Origin of the sequence: Methylocystis parvus (genome assembly GCF_049675845.1) — a bacterium.
Taxonomy (GTDB): domain Bacteria; phylum Pseudomonadota; class Alphaproteobacteria; order Rhizobiales; family Beijerinckiaceae; genus Methylocystis; species Methylocystis parvus_A.
Window position 1 is genome coordinate 2,908,163 of record NZ_CP187161.1, and the last position, 14,934, is coordinate 2,923,096.

The 14,934-nt window shown below is 61.4% G+C and carries 13 protein-coding genes; 5 read left to right on the top strand and 8 right to left on the bottom strand.

Annotation, left to right across the window (positions count from 1 at the left end; all coding sequences use genetic code 11):
* Positions 1 to 164: 164 nt before the first annotated feature.
* Positions 165 to 2,189 (top strand): TonB-dependent receptor, encoded by a 2,025-nt coding sequence (locus tag ACPFMJ_RS15115; protein ID WP_424360782.1) that lies wholly within the window; start codon positions 165 to 167, stop codon positions 2,187 to 2,189.
* On the opposite strand, the gene ACPFMJ_RS15120 is transcribed toward ACPFMJ_RS15115, so the two are convergent.
* The 5 genes from ACPFMJ_RS15120 to ACPFMJ_RS15140 form a co-directional block, all read right to left on the bottom strand.
* Positions 2,177 to 2,983 (bottom strand): hypothetical protein, encoded by an 807-nt coding sequence (locus tag ACPFMJ_RS15120; protein WP_424360783.1) that lies wholly within the window; start codon positions 2,981 to 2,983, stop codon positions 2,177 to 2,179. The two genes, ACPFMJ_RS15115 and ACPFMJ_RS15120, sit on opposite strands and share 13 nt — an antisense overlap.
* A 382-nt stretch (positions 2,984 to 3,365) precedes the next feature.
* Positions 3,366 to 4,517 carry a VapE domain-containing protein gene (locus tag ACPFMJ_RS15125; RefSeq protein WP_424360784.1) on the bottom strand — a complete coding sequence of 384 codons (1,152 nt, stop codon included), beginning with the start codon at positions 4,515 to 4,517 and terminating at the stop codon, positions 3,366 to 3,368.
* A gap of 167 nt (positions 4,518 to 4,684) precedes the next feature.
* Positions 4,685 to 5,521 carry a DNA-primase RepB domain-containing protein gene (locus ACPFMJ_RS15130; RefSeq protein ID WP_424360785.1) on the bottom strand — a complete coding sequence of 279 codons (837 nt, stop codon included), beginning with the start codon at positions 5,519 to 5,521 and terminating at the stop codon, positions 4,685 to 4,687.
* The gene (locus ACPFMJ_RS15135; RefSeq protein ID WP_424360786.1) at positions 5,518 to 5,709 is read right to left on the bottom strand and encodes an excisionase family DNA-binding protein; all 192 of its coding nucleotides are present in this window, start codon (positions 5,707 to 5,709) and stop codon (positions 5,518 to 5,520) included. The genes ACPFMJ_RS15130 and ACPFMJ_RS15135 overlap by 4 nt, the downstream gene beginning before the upstream one ends.
* Positions 5,710 to 6,081: 372 nt before the next feature.
* Positions 6,082 to 7,035: a LysR substrate-binding domain-containing protein gene (locus ACPFMJ_RS15140; RefSeq protein ID WP_424363882.1), complete on the bottom strand. Its 954-nt coding sequence runs from the start codon at positions 7,033 to 7,035 to the stop codon at positions 6,082 to 6,084.
* Positions 7,036 to 7,155: 120 nt separating this feature from the next.
* Here ACPFMJ_RS15140 and ACPFMJ_RS15145 point away from each other — a divergent pair, with 120 nt between their 5' ends.
* The 4 genes from ACPFMJ_RS15145 to ACPFMJ_RS15160 all read left to right on the top strand — a co-directional run bounded on the left by ACPFMJ_RS15145 (position 7,156) and on the right by ACPFMJ_RS15160 (position 11,715).
* Positions 7,156 to 8,022: a pirin family protein gene (locus tag ACPFMJ_RS15145; protein WP_424360787.1), complete on the top strand. Its 867-nt coding sequence runs from the start codon at positions 7,156 to 7,158 to the stop codon at positions 8,020 to 8,022.
* Between the two features lie 91 nt (positions 8,023 to 8,113).
* The gene (locus tag ACPFMJ_RS15150; RefSeq protein ID WP_424360788.1) at positions 8,114 to 8,752 is read left to right on the top strand and encodes a hydrolase; all 639 of its coding nucleotides are present in this window, start codon (positions 8,114 to 8,116) and stop codon (positions 8,750 to 8,752) included.
* A gap of 66 nt (positions 8,753 to 8,818) precedes the next feature.
* Entirely contained in the window at positions 8,819 to 10,246 is a 1,428-nt protein-coding gene (locus ACPFMJ_RS15155; protein ID WP_424360789.1) for a DUF1254 domain-containing protein, read from the top strand.
* Between the two features lie 74 nt (positions 10,247 to 10,320).
* Positions 10,321 to 11,715, top strand: a complete 1,395-nt coding sequence (locus ACPFMJ_RS15160; protein ID WP_424360790.1) for a DUF1254 domain-containing protein — start codon at positions 10,321 to 10,323, stop codon at positions 11,713 to 11,715.
* Between the two features lie 336 nt (positions 11,716 to 12,051).
* Here ACPFMJ_RS15160 and ACPFMJ_RS15165 read toward each other — a convergent pair whose 3' ends face one another.
* The 3 genes from ACPFMJ_RS15165 to epsC form a co-directional block, all read right to left on the bottom strand.
* A complete protein-coding gene (locus ACPFMJ_RS15165; protein WP_424360791.1) occupies positions 12,052 to 12,387 on the bottom strand; it encodes a bifunctional DNA primase/polymerase in 336 nt (111 codons plus the stop codon).
* A 520-nt stretch (positions 12,388 to 12,907) separates the two neighbouring features.
* A complete protein-coding gene (cysK, locus tag ACPFMJ_RS15170; protein WP_424360792.1) occupies positions 12,908 to 13,891 on the bottom strand; it encodes a cysteine synthase A in 984 nt (327 codons plus the stop codon).
* Positions 13,892 to 13,930: 39 nt separating this feature from the next.
* Positions 13,931 to 14,869: a serine O-acetyltransferase EpsC gene (gene epsC / locus ACPFMJ_RS15175; RefSeq protein WP_424360793.1), complete on the bottom strand. Its 939-nt coding sequence runs from the start codon at positions 14,867 to 14,869 to the stop codon at positions 13,931 to 13,933.
* Between the last annotated feature and the right edge of the window lie 65 nt (positions 14,870 to 14,934).

Genomic DNA, 14,934 nt, shown 5'->3' on the forward strand with positions numbered 1-14,934 from the left:
GGGGGAGATGGCAAAGACGTCCTTTGCCAATTCCTGCTGATCGAATGCGCCGCAGCAAGCGGACCTTACGTGGCACCGCTTTCGCATCTGACCTTTGGCCGCAACCATCCCATCACGCGCTGCCTCTCCGCCCTCCCTTCGTCGCCCGCCATCGGACGGAAGGGATGAGGTGGTCGCTCGCCGCTCTCATCATAGTCGGCTGCGTCTCCTCCGCTTTCGCAAAGGAAGCAACGGAGAAGAAGAAAGTCGCGGAAGCGAAGGAAAAAGATGAGACCTCGCAGCGAGGCGCCGATCGACCCAGCGCGCAGACTCTTGGGCGGGACCAGAGCGGCGTCGTGATCAACGCCCCGGCTGCCAATACGGGCTATTCTCCCAGCTTCGTCATGCGTGGTTTCCCTTCTGGCGTGACGCTTTTCGACGGCGCCGCGCACGGCTTCACCTCTCAGGGCGTCAATCTTTCCGCAGTGGATCACGTCGAGTTCTATAAGGGGCCGTCCGCCATGCTCTTCGGTAAGGCGCTCGGCGGTTATGGCGGCGCGGCCAATTACTTTCGTAAAGAGCCGAAGCTGGAGATTTTTGGCGAGGCGAGCGCGACGAGTGGAGCGTTCGGCGTGAACCGGCTGACAATCGATCTCAATGGACCGCTCAATCAGAACAAAAACCTGCTGTTTCGCTTGACGGGCGCTGCGCAGACGACTGGCAGCTTTGTCAACTTTGTGCATGGGCGCAATTTCGACGTGGCGCCGATGGTGTCCTTCGACGCGGACAATGGCGATCGTTGGACGCTGCGCGCCGAGCACAGCGGCGACCGGCTCGTTTACCGCGACGGCGTTCCGGCCGACCCTATCTTCTTTCATATTCCACGCGAATTCTATGCTGGTCTGCCCGCCAACGAACATGAGACGCCGATCTCCGACGACGTGACCCTCACCTACAGACACGCCTTGAACAAGAATTGGAAGCTATCCGCAGTTGCGGATTATTATCTGCTTGCCAGCCGATGGGGCTGGTTCACCGGCTGGGGTTTTAATGGCGTTCAATCGGTCGTCTTCGGCAATCCGGCGCGCACGCGCAGCGCCGTCCGCAGTTTCGATGCGCAATTGCGGCTCGAGGGCAAGTTCAACACCGGTTTCCTGTCACATAATGTGTTCCTCGGCCTGGAGCATTGGGACTATTTTTTCGGCTATTCCAACGCGATCTCTCGTTTCGAAGTCGCGCCGCTCAACATCTTCTTTCACTCCTACCAGCCGGGCGTCGATTACACAGGCGCACTTTGGTCGAACGGCGTCGCCCGCGCCATCGGACGCTCTATCTACGGCCAGGACCTCGTCGACATCAGCGAGAATGTGCGTCTCCTCGTCGGCGGGCGCTACGACGTGCTGGCCCAGCGCGAGCGCGTCTTCGATCCCTTTGGTTCGCTAGCGGGTGAACCCACGGCGAGTCTGAGCAAGGGGATCCAGGGCTATTTCAATCCGCGCGCGGGAGTTCTCTTTCGGCCGGACGACGTCCACGAGCTCTTCTTCGCCTATGGCCAGTCGCTCATCCCCAATACTGGAGTGCGCCTGCAAGGCGGTGAGGCGCCGCCGCCCCAGCAGGACACCCAATATGAGATTGGCGCGCGGCGGCGCTTCCTCGACGACAAGATGACCTTCGAGCTCGGGCTCTTCGACGTCACCCGCGACAATGTCGCGATCGCAAATCCCGCCAATCCCTCTGGCTTCTATTCGCTCGTTACCGGCCAGCAGCACAGCCATGGCGTCGAGGTCAATCTTTCCGGCGAGCCGCTCCCCAATCTCAAGGTCAATGCGACGGCGACTTTCCTGCACGCCGTCGTCTCGAAAGACGACAACGTCCCTTCCCAGGCCGGCAGCGACCTGCTCGGCGCGCCGCGCCGCGTCTATAATTTCTCGACAAATTACAACTTCGACAGTGGCGATCTGAAGGGGCTGGAGCTGGGCCTCAGCTACTATTACGCTAGCCGCACCGAAGCGACGCTGCCAAACACTTACGGGTTTACCCTCCCGCCTCAGCAGATGCTCGGCGCGACGCTCGGCTATAGCGTCAACGACAATCTGAAGTTCGACGTCAGCCTCACCAATCTCACCGACCAACCGAACTGGACCTCCAATGGCGCCATGTTCCACGGAGAGCCGAGGGCCATATCGGCGAGCGTGAGTTATAAATATTGAGGAGATTCCTTGAGCTGGATGCGGCGGATGCGGAGGAGGTTGGCGTCGAAGTCGACGTCCTCCCACAGCAGCCCCAGCTGCTCCGAAGGCCGCGTGCCGGCGAGGAAGGGAAAGGCGACGTAGACCCCCTTGTCGTCGTCCTGGGCGGCGCCCAGGAGCCGCGCGACCTGCTCAGGGGCGAGCACGGCCTTGCGCGCCTTGTCGCGCTGGCGCTGCAGCCTGGTGGGCATGGCCGGCGGGCGGAATTCATGGTCCTCGGCGGCGAGCGCCAAGGCGGCCTTCAGGATCATCATCGCCTTGTTGGCGGAGTAGACCGATACCTCCTCCGAGATGAGGCGATGCCATTCGCGGATTTGCCGCGTCGTCAGCTCCTGCACTTTCACCGGCCCGAGCAGCGTCATGCCTCGCGCATTGGGCTTCGCGCCGGTGCCGGACTGAATGGCCGCAAGGCGGGCTTCGGCGGGGAGCAGCGGGCCGGCGACGTAGCGCGCCTGGAATTCGTAGCTCGCGAAAGTGTTGGCGCGGACGACGGCGCGCTTCGCGTCGACCCACGCGGCTACGGCCTCGGCGACGGTCACCTTCTTGCGCTCGGCGGAATAGGAGCCGCGCTCATAGGCGGCGATGAGCGCCGCGCGCTGTTCCTGCGCATCCTTTTGGCGCTCGAAAAATCGCTGCTCGCGCGAACCAGTGCGCGGGTCACGCCAATCCAGAACATAGCGTTGCTGTTCGATCGTCTCGCCGGAAGTGAGCTTGCGACGACGGATGCGTTTGGTCAGGGCGATGTTGAGGGTCATGGGCCAGAGAGGTTGATATTCAAAGGAAAACACAGGCTCGATGCCGCGCACAATTATCTGGGGGTCAAGGCGAACCCTCGATAGCGCCGCGTCTGTAACCGCAGTTGCAATCAGAGCCCTGGCGCAGCATTGGACGGGGCGCGTCCATCACAAGCCGTTGCGATTAAAAGGCGGAAGGGGCGCAGCCCGTTGAAGCGCGGGCCAAAACGACTTCATGCTCGTTTGGCTCGGGGTCACTAAGCGCCAACTAAGCCAAGGTAGCAGGTATAACATGCGAGACATGCTGCGCCGACGCCTCTGGCGGAGGGCGAGGGATGAGGCTCCTCTCCCTTCCGATCGTCGGACCTAATAAGGTGACATGTTACTCCCGCTACGCCCGTTATCACTTCAGAAAGGAGCGGGCGGCAGCTCTTCGCCGTCTTTGATCACGCGCTGATAGCCCCTTGCATTGCAATCCCTCATTTTGAGCTGCAGCGGTCCTTCTCCAACCGAGTTTGCGCATAATTCCCGCAAGCCTTTTGGCGTGCTGCTGGTGTTGCTTTTCGGTCGGTATCTTGAGGATGTCGTTGATGAGCGTGAATGTTGAAACGCGGACGAACTCGCCGCTCGCATGCAGATAAGTGGAAGGAATATCGGCAAGTTTCTCCTGCCACGGATCCTCCTCCAGACGCGCCTCCTGCTCCGCGGCCGCAACGAGCCAAAGCTCCTCTGGAAGGATGATCGATGCTTCGCTCTCCTCGCAGTGGGCAGCCTCGGCCCATAGCTGATCTCGATCTCTCCTGAGGGCGGCCAGGTCAATGACGCCAGTCTTCACCGGCCAGAAGCGGCGATTGCCGCTCATGCCTCGCAGATATCTGTCGTCGTTCGTCGTGCCGATGAAGACGGCTTGCCGCGGCCGCACGTCTATGAAGCGCCCATAAGCGGGACGCGCCCGATCATCCGTTCTCGAGATGAAGGCTTTCACTTTCGTTGTGTCGGCCCGAGATAGACCTTCGAGCTCCGCGATCTCGTAGATCCAGACGCCCTCGAGCGCCTCCATTTGGGATTTGTGGTCGAGCGTAAGGATGTCCTGATCAGAGAAATTCTCCTCGCCCGCGAGGATTTTGATCGCGGTCGCCTTGCCTCCGCCCTGTGGCCCCTCCAGCACCATGATCGTGTCGAACTTGGCGCCGGGAAAGCGAATGCGGCGAACGGCCGCGATAAGGATAATGCGGCCGATCGCGGCGTTGAGCTCAGTGTCCTCGGCCCCAAGATAAGTCGTGAGCCACCTCTCGAGCCGCGCGACGCCGTCCCATTTGAGCGCCCCCAGATAGTCGCGGACGGGATGATGGGGGTTTTCCAAGCTGAGCGCGTGGGCCGCGTCACGGATGTTTTCTTTGCCCGGGTCAAATCCTAATTTTTCCAGGGCCGCGTGCCGCAGCTTCGCGCAGGCGTCGTCGCTCAAATCGCCCTGATATTCCTGGATCGCCACGACTTCGACCGTCTTGCGATAACGAAACTTGTCGAAGGCGAAGGCAATGCCAAGGCGCCTCATTGCCAAGATCGCGTTGCGAAACGTCGCCCGCGGCTGGCCGGCTTTCGTCATGTCCTGCCACCCGTTGCTCGCCGCCTCGATAGCGCGCTGAGCTTGACGTAACGCGTAAGCATGGGCGTTGCGACGCTTCTCCAGAACTGAAGCCGAGATGCCGTAAGACTGGTTGATTAAAACGCCTGCGATCTGGGCCAGGAGCAATTCGCCTGGGCCAAGTCGCGCGCCACGCGCCAGAGTGCTTCGCTGCGGGATTTGAACCGCGGCTTGGACGAGCCGATGGGGCGATCCTTGTCATCTCCTTGCTTGATGAGCGCACGCGTTTCTTCGGACACTTTTTCCGGCAGATCGGTCAGGTCGACGGGGGCGAGGTCGCGCGCGGTGACCGCGACGACCGTGAGGAGCGCAGCGAAGTCCGAGAGCTCATAACGACGTGACCAATCCGTTTCTTCCGAAACGAGATAGGCGAGCGCCTCGACACGGCCTTTCGCGCGCTTCTTTGCGTCCGGCACGTTGATGGTGCCGGGCAGGCGCATGATGCGGTCGATGTTGTGGCAATTGTCGCCCCCGAGCGAGCCGGCGATCGCCTTATTGATCGCTTCCACGCGACCCAGGTCTTGCATCGGCTCCTTCAAGAGCCAGAAAGCCTGGTAGCCGCCGCCCGAGAACACGACCGCCGTCGGCTTTGGCGTGAAGGCCGAGACGCGCTCAAGCGCGTCCGGATCGTCCACGTCGACGTGCAGCATGAGGGCGGCGGCCACATTTTCTTTCTTCGCCTTGCGGTTCATGAATCCGTCAGCGAGGCGGTTGGCCGCGAAGTAGATGTTCGAGCGGCCCTCACGCTGTTGCACCCATAACAGCAGCGCGCGCCGCTGCTCGGGAACAAAGCTCTTGGCTTCCGGCGGCTCGCCCTCGGAGATTGCAATGAGATGCAGCGTGCCCTCGGGGCCGAACATGCACTCGAGAAAATCGAGCGACTTCAGCGGATCGGCGATGATCATCTCGTTCATTGGGCGCCTCCCTTACGAGAGGCCTCGATGAATGCGATGATTTCGGAGATTCGTACGAGCGGCCGACGACCAAATGGCCGGTAGCTCGGGATGAGCCCCTTTTTCGCGGCGCGCTGGATCTGAAAATAGGGAAGCTGAAGCCGCTTAGCGGCCTCTTTCAATGTGAATAACGGTTCGGTATTGGCCATCTGTGCATCCGTTCAGCGGACTGGAGATGGCTATCTGACTCATGCAGACAGACGCATCCCCAGCCTGGGGGGTTCCCCAGGAGTTCAGGATGCGTCTCACGGTCACAGCGGCCTTGCCGCCCGCTTCGTATATGACCTCTCGTCGCGCAGAAAGTGCAGCGAAACGCAATTTCATCTATATCTAGTTTTTCGTTTGAGGTCCCTGAGAAATCTCGTCCGTCACCACCAGAAGCTACGCCGTAAAGGCCCTCGCGCACGAAATAAATGACGACGAGCAGAATGTCAGAGTGGATGTCCCACGAGGAATCCCAAACTCGGCCTTTGTCAGCAGCGTTCTGCTGGACGGTTCCAGGTCGGTTGGCTGGTCGAGCATTAACTCTCCTTGCGCTGGTCTTTCTTCATCGTAGCTTCTCCCCGCGCAGGAGCCTTGGCGGCGCTGGCGAACTCTTCTGCGAGAAAATCGAGAAGCCCGCGGACTGCCGGCAACAAACCTCTGCGTGACGGAAAGACCGCGTGAACGATCCCAGCGTGCGGCTTCCACTGTGGAAGGACGTCAATAAGGGTCCCCGCTGCAAGATCATCGTCAACGACGAAGTCTGGCAATTGCGCGACCCCGATCCCGCGCAGCGCCGCAAGCCGCATTTGCACGAAGTCGTCGGTGATCAGCCGTGGATGCTGCGTCACCAGCGCCGTTTCCCCGTCGGGGCCTTCCAGACGCCATTGGTGGGGGCGTTGAGGCGGACCAAAGTCGATGCTTGGGAGGTCCGCGAGATTGGCCGGCGTCTGCGGCTTCGAGTTTCCGTCAAAGAGCGCGGGGCTGGCGACGAGATGTTGCGGGCTTTCCGCCAGGACCCGCATCACGAGATCGCTTTCCTCCAGCGGCGGAAAACGGACCCGAATGGCGATGTCGAAACCTTCAGCGATCACGTCGATCGGTCGGCTCGTGCTCTTCAGATAGACTTGGACGCGGGGATGCTTCTCCATGAAGCGAGCGATGATCTCGCCAACCTGAAAGCAGACGAGACCCGGCGGGCAACTCAACCGCACACGGCCCTGCGGTTCGGCGCGCGAGCGGTCGATCACGTCCTGGGCGGCGTCGGCCTCGACCAGCATCGCGACGCAGTGGCGGTAATATTCCTGGCCGATTTCCGTCACTGCAAAGCTTCGCGTGGAGCGTTGAATCAGGCGCATGCCGAGGCGCTGCTCCAGCGTGAGGATACGGCGGCTGAGCCGTGACTTCGGCAAGCCCAGCGCGCGGGCGGCGGGCGCGAAGCCGCCGTGGTCGACGACTTGAGCGAAGAAAAAGAGGTCGTTCAGGTCGCGCATAAGATCATTGTTCACGAAATAGGACGGTGAGGTCAATTTTTGCCTTCTACCGCTCCGATCGTTCTGTGGGCAAGTATGCGCCAACGCGGCCGCAGGCGCCGCCCTTCAGGAATGAAATCTATGAGAAACATCCTCGGCGTCTTTTCTGCGCCTCGCCCCCATTGGGTCGGCGACGGTTTCCCCGTTCGTTCGCTTTTCTCACAACAAACGCTCGGCGAGCACATCAGCCCCTTTCTGATGCTCGACTATGCCGGTCCCCACATATTCGATCCGGCGGATCAGTCGCGCGGCGTCGGCCAGCATCCGCATCGCGGTTTCGAGACAGTGACGATCGTCTATGAGGGCGAAGTCGAGCATCGCGACTCGACAGGCGCCGGCGGCGTCATCGGTCCCGGCGACGTGCAATGGATGACGGCCGCCTCCGGCATTCTGCATGAGGAGTTTCACTCGCGCGCCTTCACCGAAAAGGGCGGCGTGCTGGAAATGGTTCAGCTCTGGGTCAATTTGCCGGCCAAAGACAAGATGGTGGCGCCCGGATATCAGGCCATTCTCGGAAGACACATTCCTTCTGTCCCTCTGCCGGGCGGCGCCGGCTCCGTGCGCGTGATCGCCGGCGACTATCGCGGCCACAGGGGACCAGCCCGGACGTTCACGCCAATCGACGTGTGGGATGTTCGCCTGCGAGACGGACAGCGCACGGCGCTTACATTGCCGGAAGGCCGAACGCTCGCCGTCGTCGTCCTCGCGGGAGAGATCAAGGCAAACTGCATTCAAGAGGCTCGGGAAGCGGAGATCATCCTGTTCGATCGCAAGGGCGGAGGAATCACGCTGGAGGCGACGGGCGACGCGAAGTTGCTCGTTCTCTCTGGCGCGCCACTTGACGAGCCCGTCGCCGCTTATGGTCCCTTCGTCATGAACACGACCGAAGAAATCAGGCAAGCGATGGCCGACTTCAGCAGTGGCCGCTTTGGCGTCATCCCGGCGTGATCTCGCCGCGCCTAGGAGCGCGCGGATGCCCATGGCGTCTTCACCCGACGCCAATCCTTCCCTGAAAACAACCCATGAGGAGACCGCTTCAATGACCAGCGAAGCCATACGCGACCCCGCCGCAGATCACCTCTTGACCTCGCAGAACGCGGCCTTCGTGATCATCGACTACCAGCCCGTGCAGGTGAACTCCATCGCCTCGATGGATCGGCAACTGCTCGTCAACAACATCGTCGGCGCGTGCAAGGCGGCCGTCGCCTATGGGCTGCCAATCGTGCATTCGACGGTGAACGTCAAGACGGGATTGAACAGGCCGCCGATTCCGCAGGTCCGGCAAGCTCTGGCCGATGTCCCCACCATTGACCGCACCTCGATCAATTCCTGGGAAGATGTCGAGTTCCGTCGCGCTGTTGAAGCGACCGGACGCAAAAAGCTGATCATGACGGCGCTGTGGACGGAAGCCTGCTTGACCTTCCCCGCGCTCGACGTGCTCAAGGCCGGCTATGAGGTCTTTGTCGTCGTCGACGCCGTCGGCGGAACGTCGGTCGCGGCTCACGAAGCGGCGCTGCGCCGCATCGAACGGGCTGGCGGCGTTCCCATCAGCGTGGCTCAACTCTTTTGCGAATTGCAGCGGGACTGGGCGCGCAAAGAAACCGTGCCGGCCTTCATTGATCTCTTCATCGGAACCGGCGGCACGGCCGGATTGCAGTTCGCCAATGACAAAGAATAGGCTGTTTCGATCACCGGCCGGCAATCCCTTCCTGCTCACGAAATAATACAAGGAGGAATTTTCGTCATGACTTGCATATCAAGAGGCTTCAGGAGGGCGTTATTCGCCTTTCTGCTATTCATCGGCGTCGAAGGGACCGTCGCCGCCGAGTCCACGGCGCCCGCCTTGCCGCCCGAAGAGACCTACGCGCTCGCGCGCGACGCCTATCTTTTCGCCTATCCGATTGTGAGCATGGATGTCACGATGCGTCAGGCGACCAACGTGCCGGACGCGACCACGATTAATCTCCGCGCGCCGGTCAATCAGTTTGCTCATGCGCGGGCCTATCCCAAGGCCGCCGACAAAGACGTGGTGCGGTATAATTTCGATACGCTCTACTCGATGGCCTGGCTCGATGTGTCGTCCGAGCCGATCATACTGTCCGTCCCAGATACGCAGGGCCGCTACTACCTCCTGCCGATGCTCGACATGTGGACGGATGTCTTCTCCGTTGTCGGCAGCCGCACGACGGGCGCGAAGGCCGCAAACTACGCGATTGTTGCTCCCGATTGGCGCGGCGCGCTGCCGGCCGGCGTCGAAAAGATCGTCGCGCCGACGCCCGTCATCTGGATATTGGGACGCACCAAAACGGATGGGCCGGCCGATTACGACAACGTTCACAAGGTTCAGGACGGCTACCGGCTGACGCCTCTCTCGCAGTGGGGCAAGGCCTATGCGCCGCCGAAGTCGCTCCCGACCGATCCGTCGATCGACAACAAGACTCCGCCGCTCGTTCAGATCAACAGTCTCGACGGCGTCGCCATGCTCACCCGGCTTGCGCAGCTTTTGGCGAAGCACCCGCCGCACGGCAATGATTATCCAATTCTGTTCCGCCTGCGCGCGCTCGGGATAGAACCCGGCAGGCCATTCGACGCGACGAAGCTCGCCCCGGACACGGTTGCGATTATCAACAAGGCGGCGAAGGACGCGCTCGCCTATTTGCCGGCGGCGATGCTGAAGGCTGGCGACCATGTCAACGGCTGGAACATTGGCCGCGAGAACATGGGCACTTACGGCACGTCCTATCTGCGGCGCGCGATCGTCGCCCTTGGCGGACTTGGCGCCAATCTTCCCGAAGACGCCATCTATCCAACCTCCTTCGTCGACGGGAAGGGGAAGCCGCTGACGGGCGCGAACAAATATGTCCTGCACTTCGATAAGGGCAAGACGCCGCCGGCGGACGCCTTCTGGTCGATCACCATGTATGACAAGGACGGCTTCCAGGTTCCCAATCCGATCGATCGCTACGCCGTCAGCAGCCACGACGATCTGAAGTTCAACGCCGATGGTTCGCTCGACATCCATGTACAGGCGAACTCGCCCGGCAAGGATAAGGAAGCCAACTGGCTCCCAGCGCCGAAGGCGGCGTTCCAGCCGACAATGCGCCTCTATTCGCCACGCGCGGATGCGCTCGACGGTTCCTGGGCGCCGCCGCCTTTCAAGATGGTCAAGTAGCAATGACGCGTGGACCGGACAAAACGTTCGGTCCGCGCTCACGTGGTTTCATGCCAATTCCATAGGAGAAGACCATGCGAAATTCACTAATTGCAGCCGCATGCGCGGGTCTGACGCTGTTGGCGCCGGCCGCTCATGCGCAGCCGGATGTGTCGGCCGAGGAAGCGCGGGAAATCGCCCGCGAAGCCTATATCTACGCCTACCCGATGGTGCTGATGGAGGTCACGCGGCGCGCGAGCACGAACGTCGTCGAGCCTGCCGGGCTGACAGCGCCCATCAATCAGCTCGCGCACGCACGCGAGTTCCCGGACGCCTCCTTCACCATCGTCGTGCGGCCGAACGCCGATACGCTCTACTCTGCGCTGACCTTCGACGTATCGAAGGAGCCTCTGGTGTTCAGCGTTCCAGATTCCGGCGGACGCTACTTCCTGCTGCCATTCCTGGACTATTGGACAGACGTGTTCACCGTGCCGGGCAAGCGGACCACCGGCACGGCTGCGCAGACTTTCGCCATCGTCGGGCCGGGCTGGCGCGGGAGGTTGCCGCGTGGCGTCGAGCGCTATGACAGCCCGACGGCGTCCGGTCTCCTGATCGGCCGCACGCAGACCAACGGCAAGGCGGACTATGAGGCGGTGCGCGAATTTCAGGACGGCATAAAGATCGTTCCGCTGAGCGCCTATGGTAAGCCTTTCACGCCGCCGAAGGGCAAAGTGCGCCCGGATCAGGACATGAGCCCGCCGCCGGATCAGGTCGACAAGATGGACGCAGCGACGTTTTTTGCGATGTTCGCCGAGTTGATGAAGCAAAATCCGCCGCACGCCAACGACTATCCGATTCTTGATCGCATGAAACGTATCGGCATCACACCCGGCAAAGCCTACTCGGTAGCGTCGCAGCCGCAGGACGTTCAGGACGCGCTGAGCGCCGCTCCGCCTTCTGCCCTGAAAGACATCAAGGAAGCCTGGCGCAAGGCCGGCGTGCTCGCGAATGGCTGGCGCACCAATCTGACCGCGATCGGCACATATGGAACGGATTATCTGCATCGGGCCGGCGTGGCCTATGGCGGGCTCGGCGCCAATGTCCCCGACGATGCGGTGTATCCGACGGCTTTCGCGGATGCGGATGGCCAGCCATTCGATAGCGGCAAGCGCTATGTCCTGCACTTCAATAAGGATCAGATTCCGCCGGCGCGGGCCTTCTGGTCCCTGACGATGTATGACGAGCGGCAGCTCTTCACCGCCAATCCGATCGATCGCTACGCAATTGGTGATCGCGACAGGCTTACCTTCAATTCCGACGGTTCGCTTGACCTCTATATTCAGCGCGAGTCGCCGGGGAAGGAGAAGGAGTCGAACTGGCTCCCGGCGCCCGCGAGCGGCTCCTTCACCATGAACTTGCGCCTTTATTGGCCGAAGGCGGAGGTTCTCAACGGCTCCTGGGCGCCGCCGCCGGTGAAAAAGGTCAACTGATTGCGCACCTACTGGGCGTCGGAGGTATTTTCGTCCGGCGCCCACGACATCTTCCACGGTCGCCTCATTTTGCTCGACCGCCGGAGTATTCGCATGAGCGCGACCGGGGTGTATCGAGCCCCCCAAGAGCTGTAGACGGTTTACGACATTTTGGACATCAATTCGATTGTCTCCCCGTCGACAACGAATTTGCCAAATCCCTTATGGTGAATCGTCTTCCGATGTTCCTGCGCTGGATCGATCCAGGCCTTTACCCCTTCCAGAACAAAGAGGCCGTAACGGTTCACGAGGCCGAGTTCCGCGACCAAGAGGCGCGACGGTCTGATTCTGCATTTCTTACATCTCCACGATCGGCAAGTCTTCGAAGGGCGTCTCGAGCAGCGGCTTTCCGATCCAGCGATAAGGCTGACCCGTCGTCGGGTGGATCGTCGGCGGAATGACACAGAGCTTTTTTACGACGAGCATCTCGGCAACTTGCTTCTTGCGGTCGCCATTCACGCGAAACACCGCGTTCTTCGGTTCGCCGCGGATGCGGACGAAGGCGACGGCGCCCTTGCTGCCGATGCGGCGGCAGACGGGATTGCCCAGGAGCGCCAGGCCGAGGCGCGTATAGTCGTCATGGTCGATGTCGAGCGCGCCGAGCGTCGTCCCGTCCGGGAAAGGACTGCCCATGAGGAGGCCGACGCCATGATCGTCGTGGCTCGAGAGCCACGACGTGAGCGCGTGATGGCCGTATGAGCAGCAAGATTCAGAGCGACGTATGCGAGATCAAGATCGGCAGCGAGTGGGTAACGATCTCTATAGAGGAGGCCCTAGAGCTCGACGGGAGCGCCGAGAAGCGCTGTCCAGCTTGCTTTGGGCGCATGAGAGCTCACAAGCCTTCAGAATACGGGAAAGCACATTTAGAGCACTACGCGCGTCACATCGGATGCTCACGGATTGGGTAGGATTTTTGCGGGGTCCGGTCCGTACACCCAGACCCGCTAATTTAATGCAAAAGGCCCGCCGCTCGATGGGGTTGCGGCTGCGACAGTGCGAGATGTCTGGGATCGCCCCCGCCGGCCTGATTTGGCGGCGAACCTTACCCTTTGTCGCCGGTGAGCATGAGGGCGACCGGCCAGCATCTAAATTAGCCAGCCTCACGCATGATCTTACTAAAGGCACGAACGAGCGTGCAGCAGTTAGGCAACATCTAAAGGCCATCAAAAAGCGGCGTCGACAGGTAGCGTTCCGCAAAAGACGGGACGATGACGACCACATTTTTCCCTTTCACCTCGGGCCGCGCGCCGACTTCCAGCGCAGCGGCGATAGCGGCGCCGGAGGAAACGCCGACGGGCACGCCCTCAAGGCGCGCCGTGAGGCGGGCCGTGTCGAAGGCCGTCTGGCTTCCAATCGTGACAATCTCGTCGATGACGCCGCGATCGAGTATCGGCGGTACAAAGCCAGCTCCTATGCCTTGGATTCTGTGGGGTCCCGGTGGCCGGCCGGACAACACCGCCGAATCCTCGGGCTCGACTGCTATCACGCGTAGCGCTTGGCGGCGCGGCTTCAAGACCTGGCCGACGCCCGTAATCGTTCCGCCCGTGCCGATGCCGGAGACGAGGAAATCGACCTCGCCGTTTGTGTCGTTCCAAATTTCCTCAGCCGTCGTCAAACGATGGATCTCGGGGTTGGCCGGATTTTCGAATTGTTGGGGGATGACGGCGTCGGGATGTTGCCTCACAATTTCGTCGGCTTTGGCGAGCGCGCCTTTCATGCCCTGCGAGGCGGGTGTGAGGACGAGTTCCGCCCCGAGCAGCGCGAGCATCTTTCGCCGTTCGAGCGACATTGAGTCCGGCATGACGAGAATCAGCCGGTAGCCGCGCGCCGCGGCAACGAAGGCGAGCGCGATACCAGTATTGCCGGATGTCGGTTCGACCAGCACGGTGCGACCCGGCGCGATGCGGCCGTCTCTTTCCAACCGCTCGATCATGGCGACGCCAATGCGATCCTTCACGCTCGATATCGGATTGAAAAACTCCAGCTTCGCGAGAATGTTCGCCTCCACGCCTTTTGCGCGTGCAATGCGGTCAAGGCGCACAAGAGGCGTGTCGCCGATTGTCTGTGTAATCGAATCGTAGATTCGCCCGCGTCCCGGCCTGGCGGCCGGCGTGAAATCCAGATTGTGGATTGTCATCCTCTTGCTCCCTGCTTGACCGCTGCTCAAGTCCCCGGGTTAAATTCCCGCGCCATGGTCGAAGACCTCGATCCGCGCCTTGGCCTGCGTGATGTTGCTGCCGGGCGGCACGCTATGGGTGAGCCAGACATTGCCGCCGATCGAAGAGCCCCGACCGATCGTGATGCGCCCGAGCACGGTGGCGCCCGCATAGATCACGACCTCGTCCTCGATGATCGGATGGCGCGGCTTGCCCTTTTCGAGGGCGCCGTTTTCATCGACCTCGAAGCGCTTCGCGCCGAGCGTCACGGCCTGATAAAGACGCACGCGCTTGCCGATGATCGTCGTCTCGCCGATGACGACGCCGGTGCCGTGGTCGATGAAAAAGCCTTCGTCGATCGTCGCGCCCGGATGGATGTCGATCCCCGTTTCGGAATGGGCGATCTCCGCGACGATGCGCGCGATCATCGGCGCGCCGAGGAGATAGAGCTGGTGCGCGAGGCGGTGGCGGATGACCGCCGCGACGCCTGGATAGCAGAACACCACCTCGTCCAAGCTTTTCGCGGCGGGATCGCCGTCGAAGGCCGCGCGTATATCGGTGTCGAGCAAGGCGCGCACGTGGGGGATGGCGCGCGCGAAATCGCGGATAATCTCTTCGGCGCGGCGATCGACATCGCGTCTGCCCCCTTCGGCCCCGAATAAATTGAGTTCGCGTCGGATCTGCTCTGCCAGCATGCGCAGGGCGCGGTCGAGCGTGCGTGCGATGAAGATGTCCGTCGCTTCGAGCGTCAGCTCGAACGGGCCGAAGTGGCGCGGATAGAGAACCGAGACGAGCGATTCGACGAACTCGACGATGGCGACGCGCGAAGGAAGGTTTGGCAGACGCGCGTCGCCATAGCGAATCGCCTGTGATCTCTTTCGCAGATCGGCGAGATCCGAAACGATGCGTGCGATGTCGATCGCACCGGCGCTCGGTCCGACTAAGCTGGTTTGATTCATTTTTCCTTGCCCAAAAGACGGTTGTGCGATGAGCGCTCGCCATCTATCTATAAAGATTATAGACT

Bases quoted from the DNA above. Each gene is read 5' to 3' on its own strand.
- ACPFMJ_RS15115 (WP_424360782.1), top strand. From the start codon at position 165: ATGAGGTGGTCGCTCGCCGCTCTCATCATAGTCGGCTGCGTCTCCTCC.
- ACPFMJ_RS15120 (WP_424360783.1), bottom strand. From the start codon at position 2,983: ATGACCCTCAACATCGCCCTGACCAAACGCATCCGTCGTCGCAAGCTC.
- ACPFMJ_RS15125 (WP_424360784.1), bottom strand. From the start codon at position 4,517: ATGAGGCGCCTTGGCATTGCCTTCGCCTTCGACAAGTTTCGTTATCGC.
- ACPFMJ_RS15130 (WP_424360785.1), bottom strand. From the start codon at position 5,521: ATGAACGAGATGATCATCGCCGATCCGCTGAAGTCGCTCGATTTTCTC.
- ACPFMJ_RS15135 (WP_424360786.1), bottom strand. From the start codon at position 5,709: ATGGCCAATACCGAACCGTTATTCACATTGAAAGAGGCCGCTAAGCGG.
- ACPFMJ_RS15140 (WP_424363882.1), bottom strand. From the start codon at position 7,035: ATGCGCGACCTGAACGACCTCTTTTTCTTCGCTCAAGTCGTCGACCAC.
- ACPFMJ_RS15145 (WP_424360787.1), top strand. From the start codon at position 7,156: ATGAGAAACATCCTCGGCGTCTTTTCTGCGCCTCGCCCCCATTGGGTC.
- ACPFMJ_RS15150 (WP_424360788.1), top strand. From the start codon at position 8,114: ATGACCAGCGAAGCCATACGCGACCCCGCCGCAGATCACCTCTTGACC.
- ACPFMJ_RS15155 (WP_424360789.1), top strand. From the start codon at position 8,819: ATGACTTGCATATCAAGAGGCTTCAGGAGGGCGTTATTCGCCTTTCTG.
- ACPFMJ_RS15160 (WP_424360790.1), top strand. From the start codon at position 10,321: ATGCGAAATTCACTAATTGCAGCCGCATGCGCGGGTCTGACGCTGTTG.
- ACPFMJ_RS15165 (WP_424360791.1), bottom strand. From the start codon at position 12,387: ATGGGCAGTCCTTTCCCGGACGGGACGACGCTCGGCGCGCTCGACATC.
- cysK (WP_424360792.1), bottom strand. From the start codon at position 13,891: ATGACAATCCACAATCTGGATTTCACGCCGGCCGCCAGGCCGGGACGC.
- epsC (WP_424360793.1), bottom strand. From the start codon at position 14,869: ATGAATCAAACCAGCTTAGTCGGACCGAGCGCCGGTGCGATCGACATC.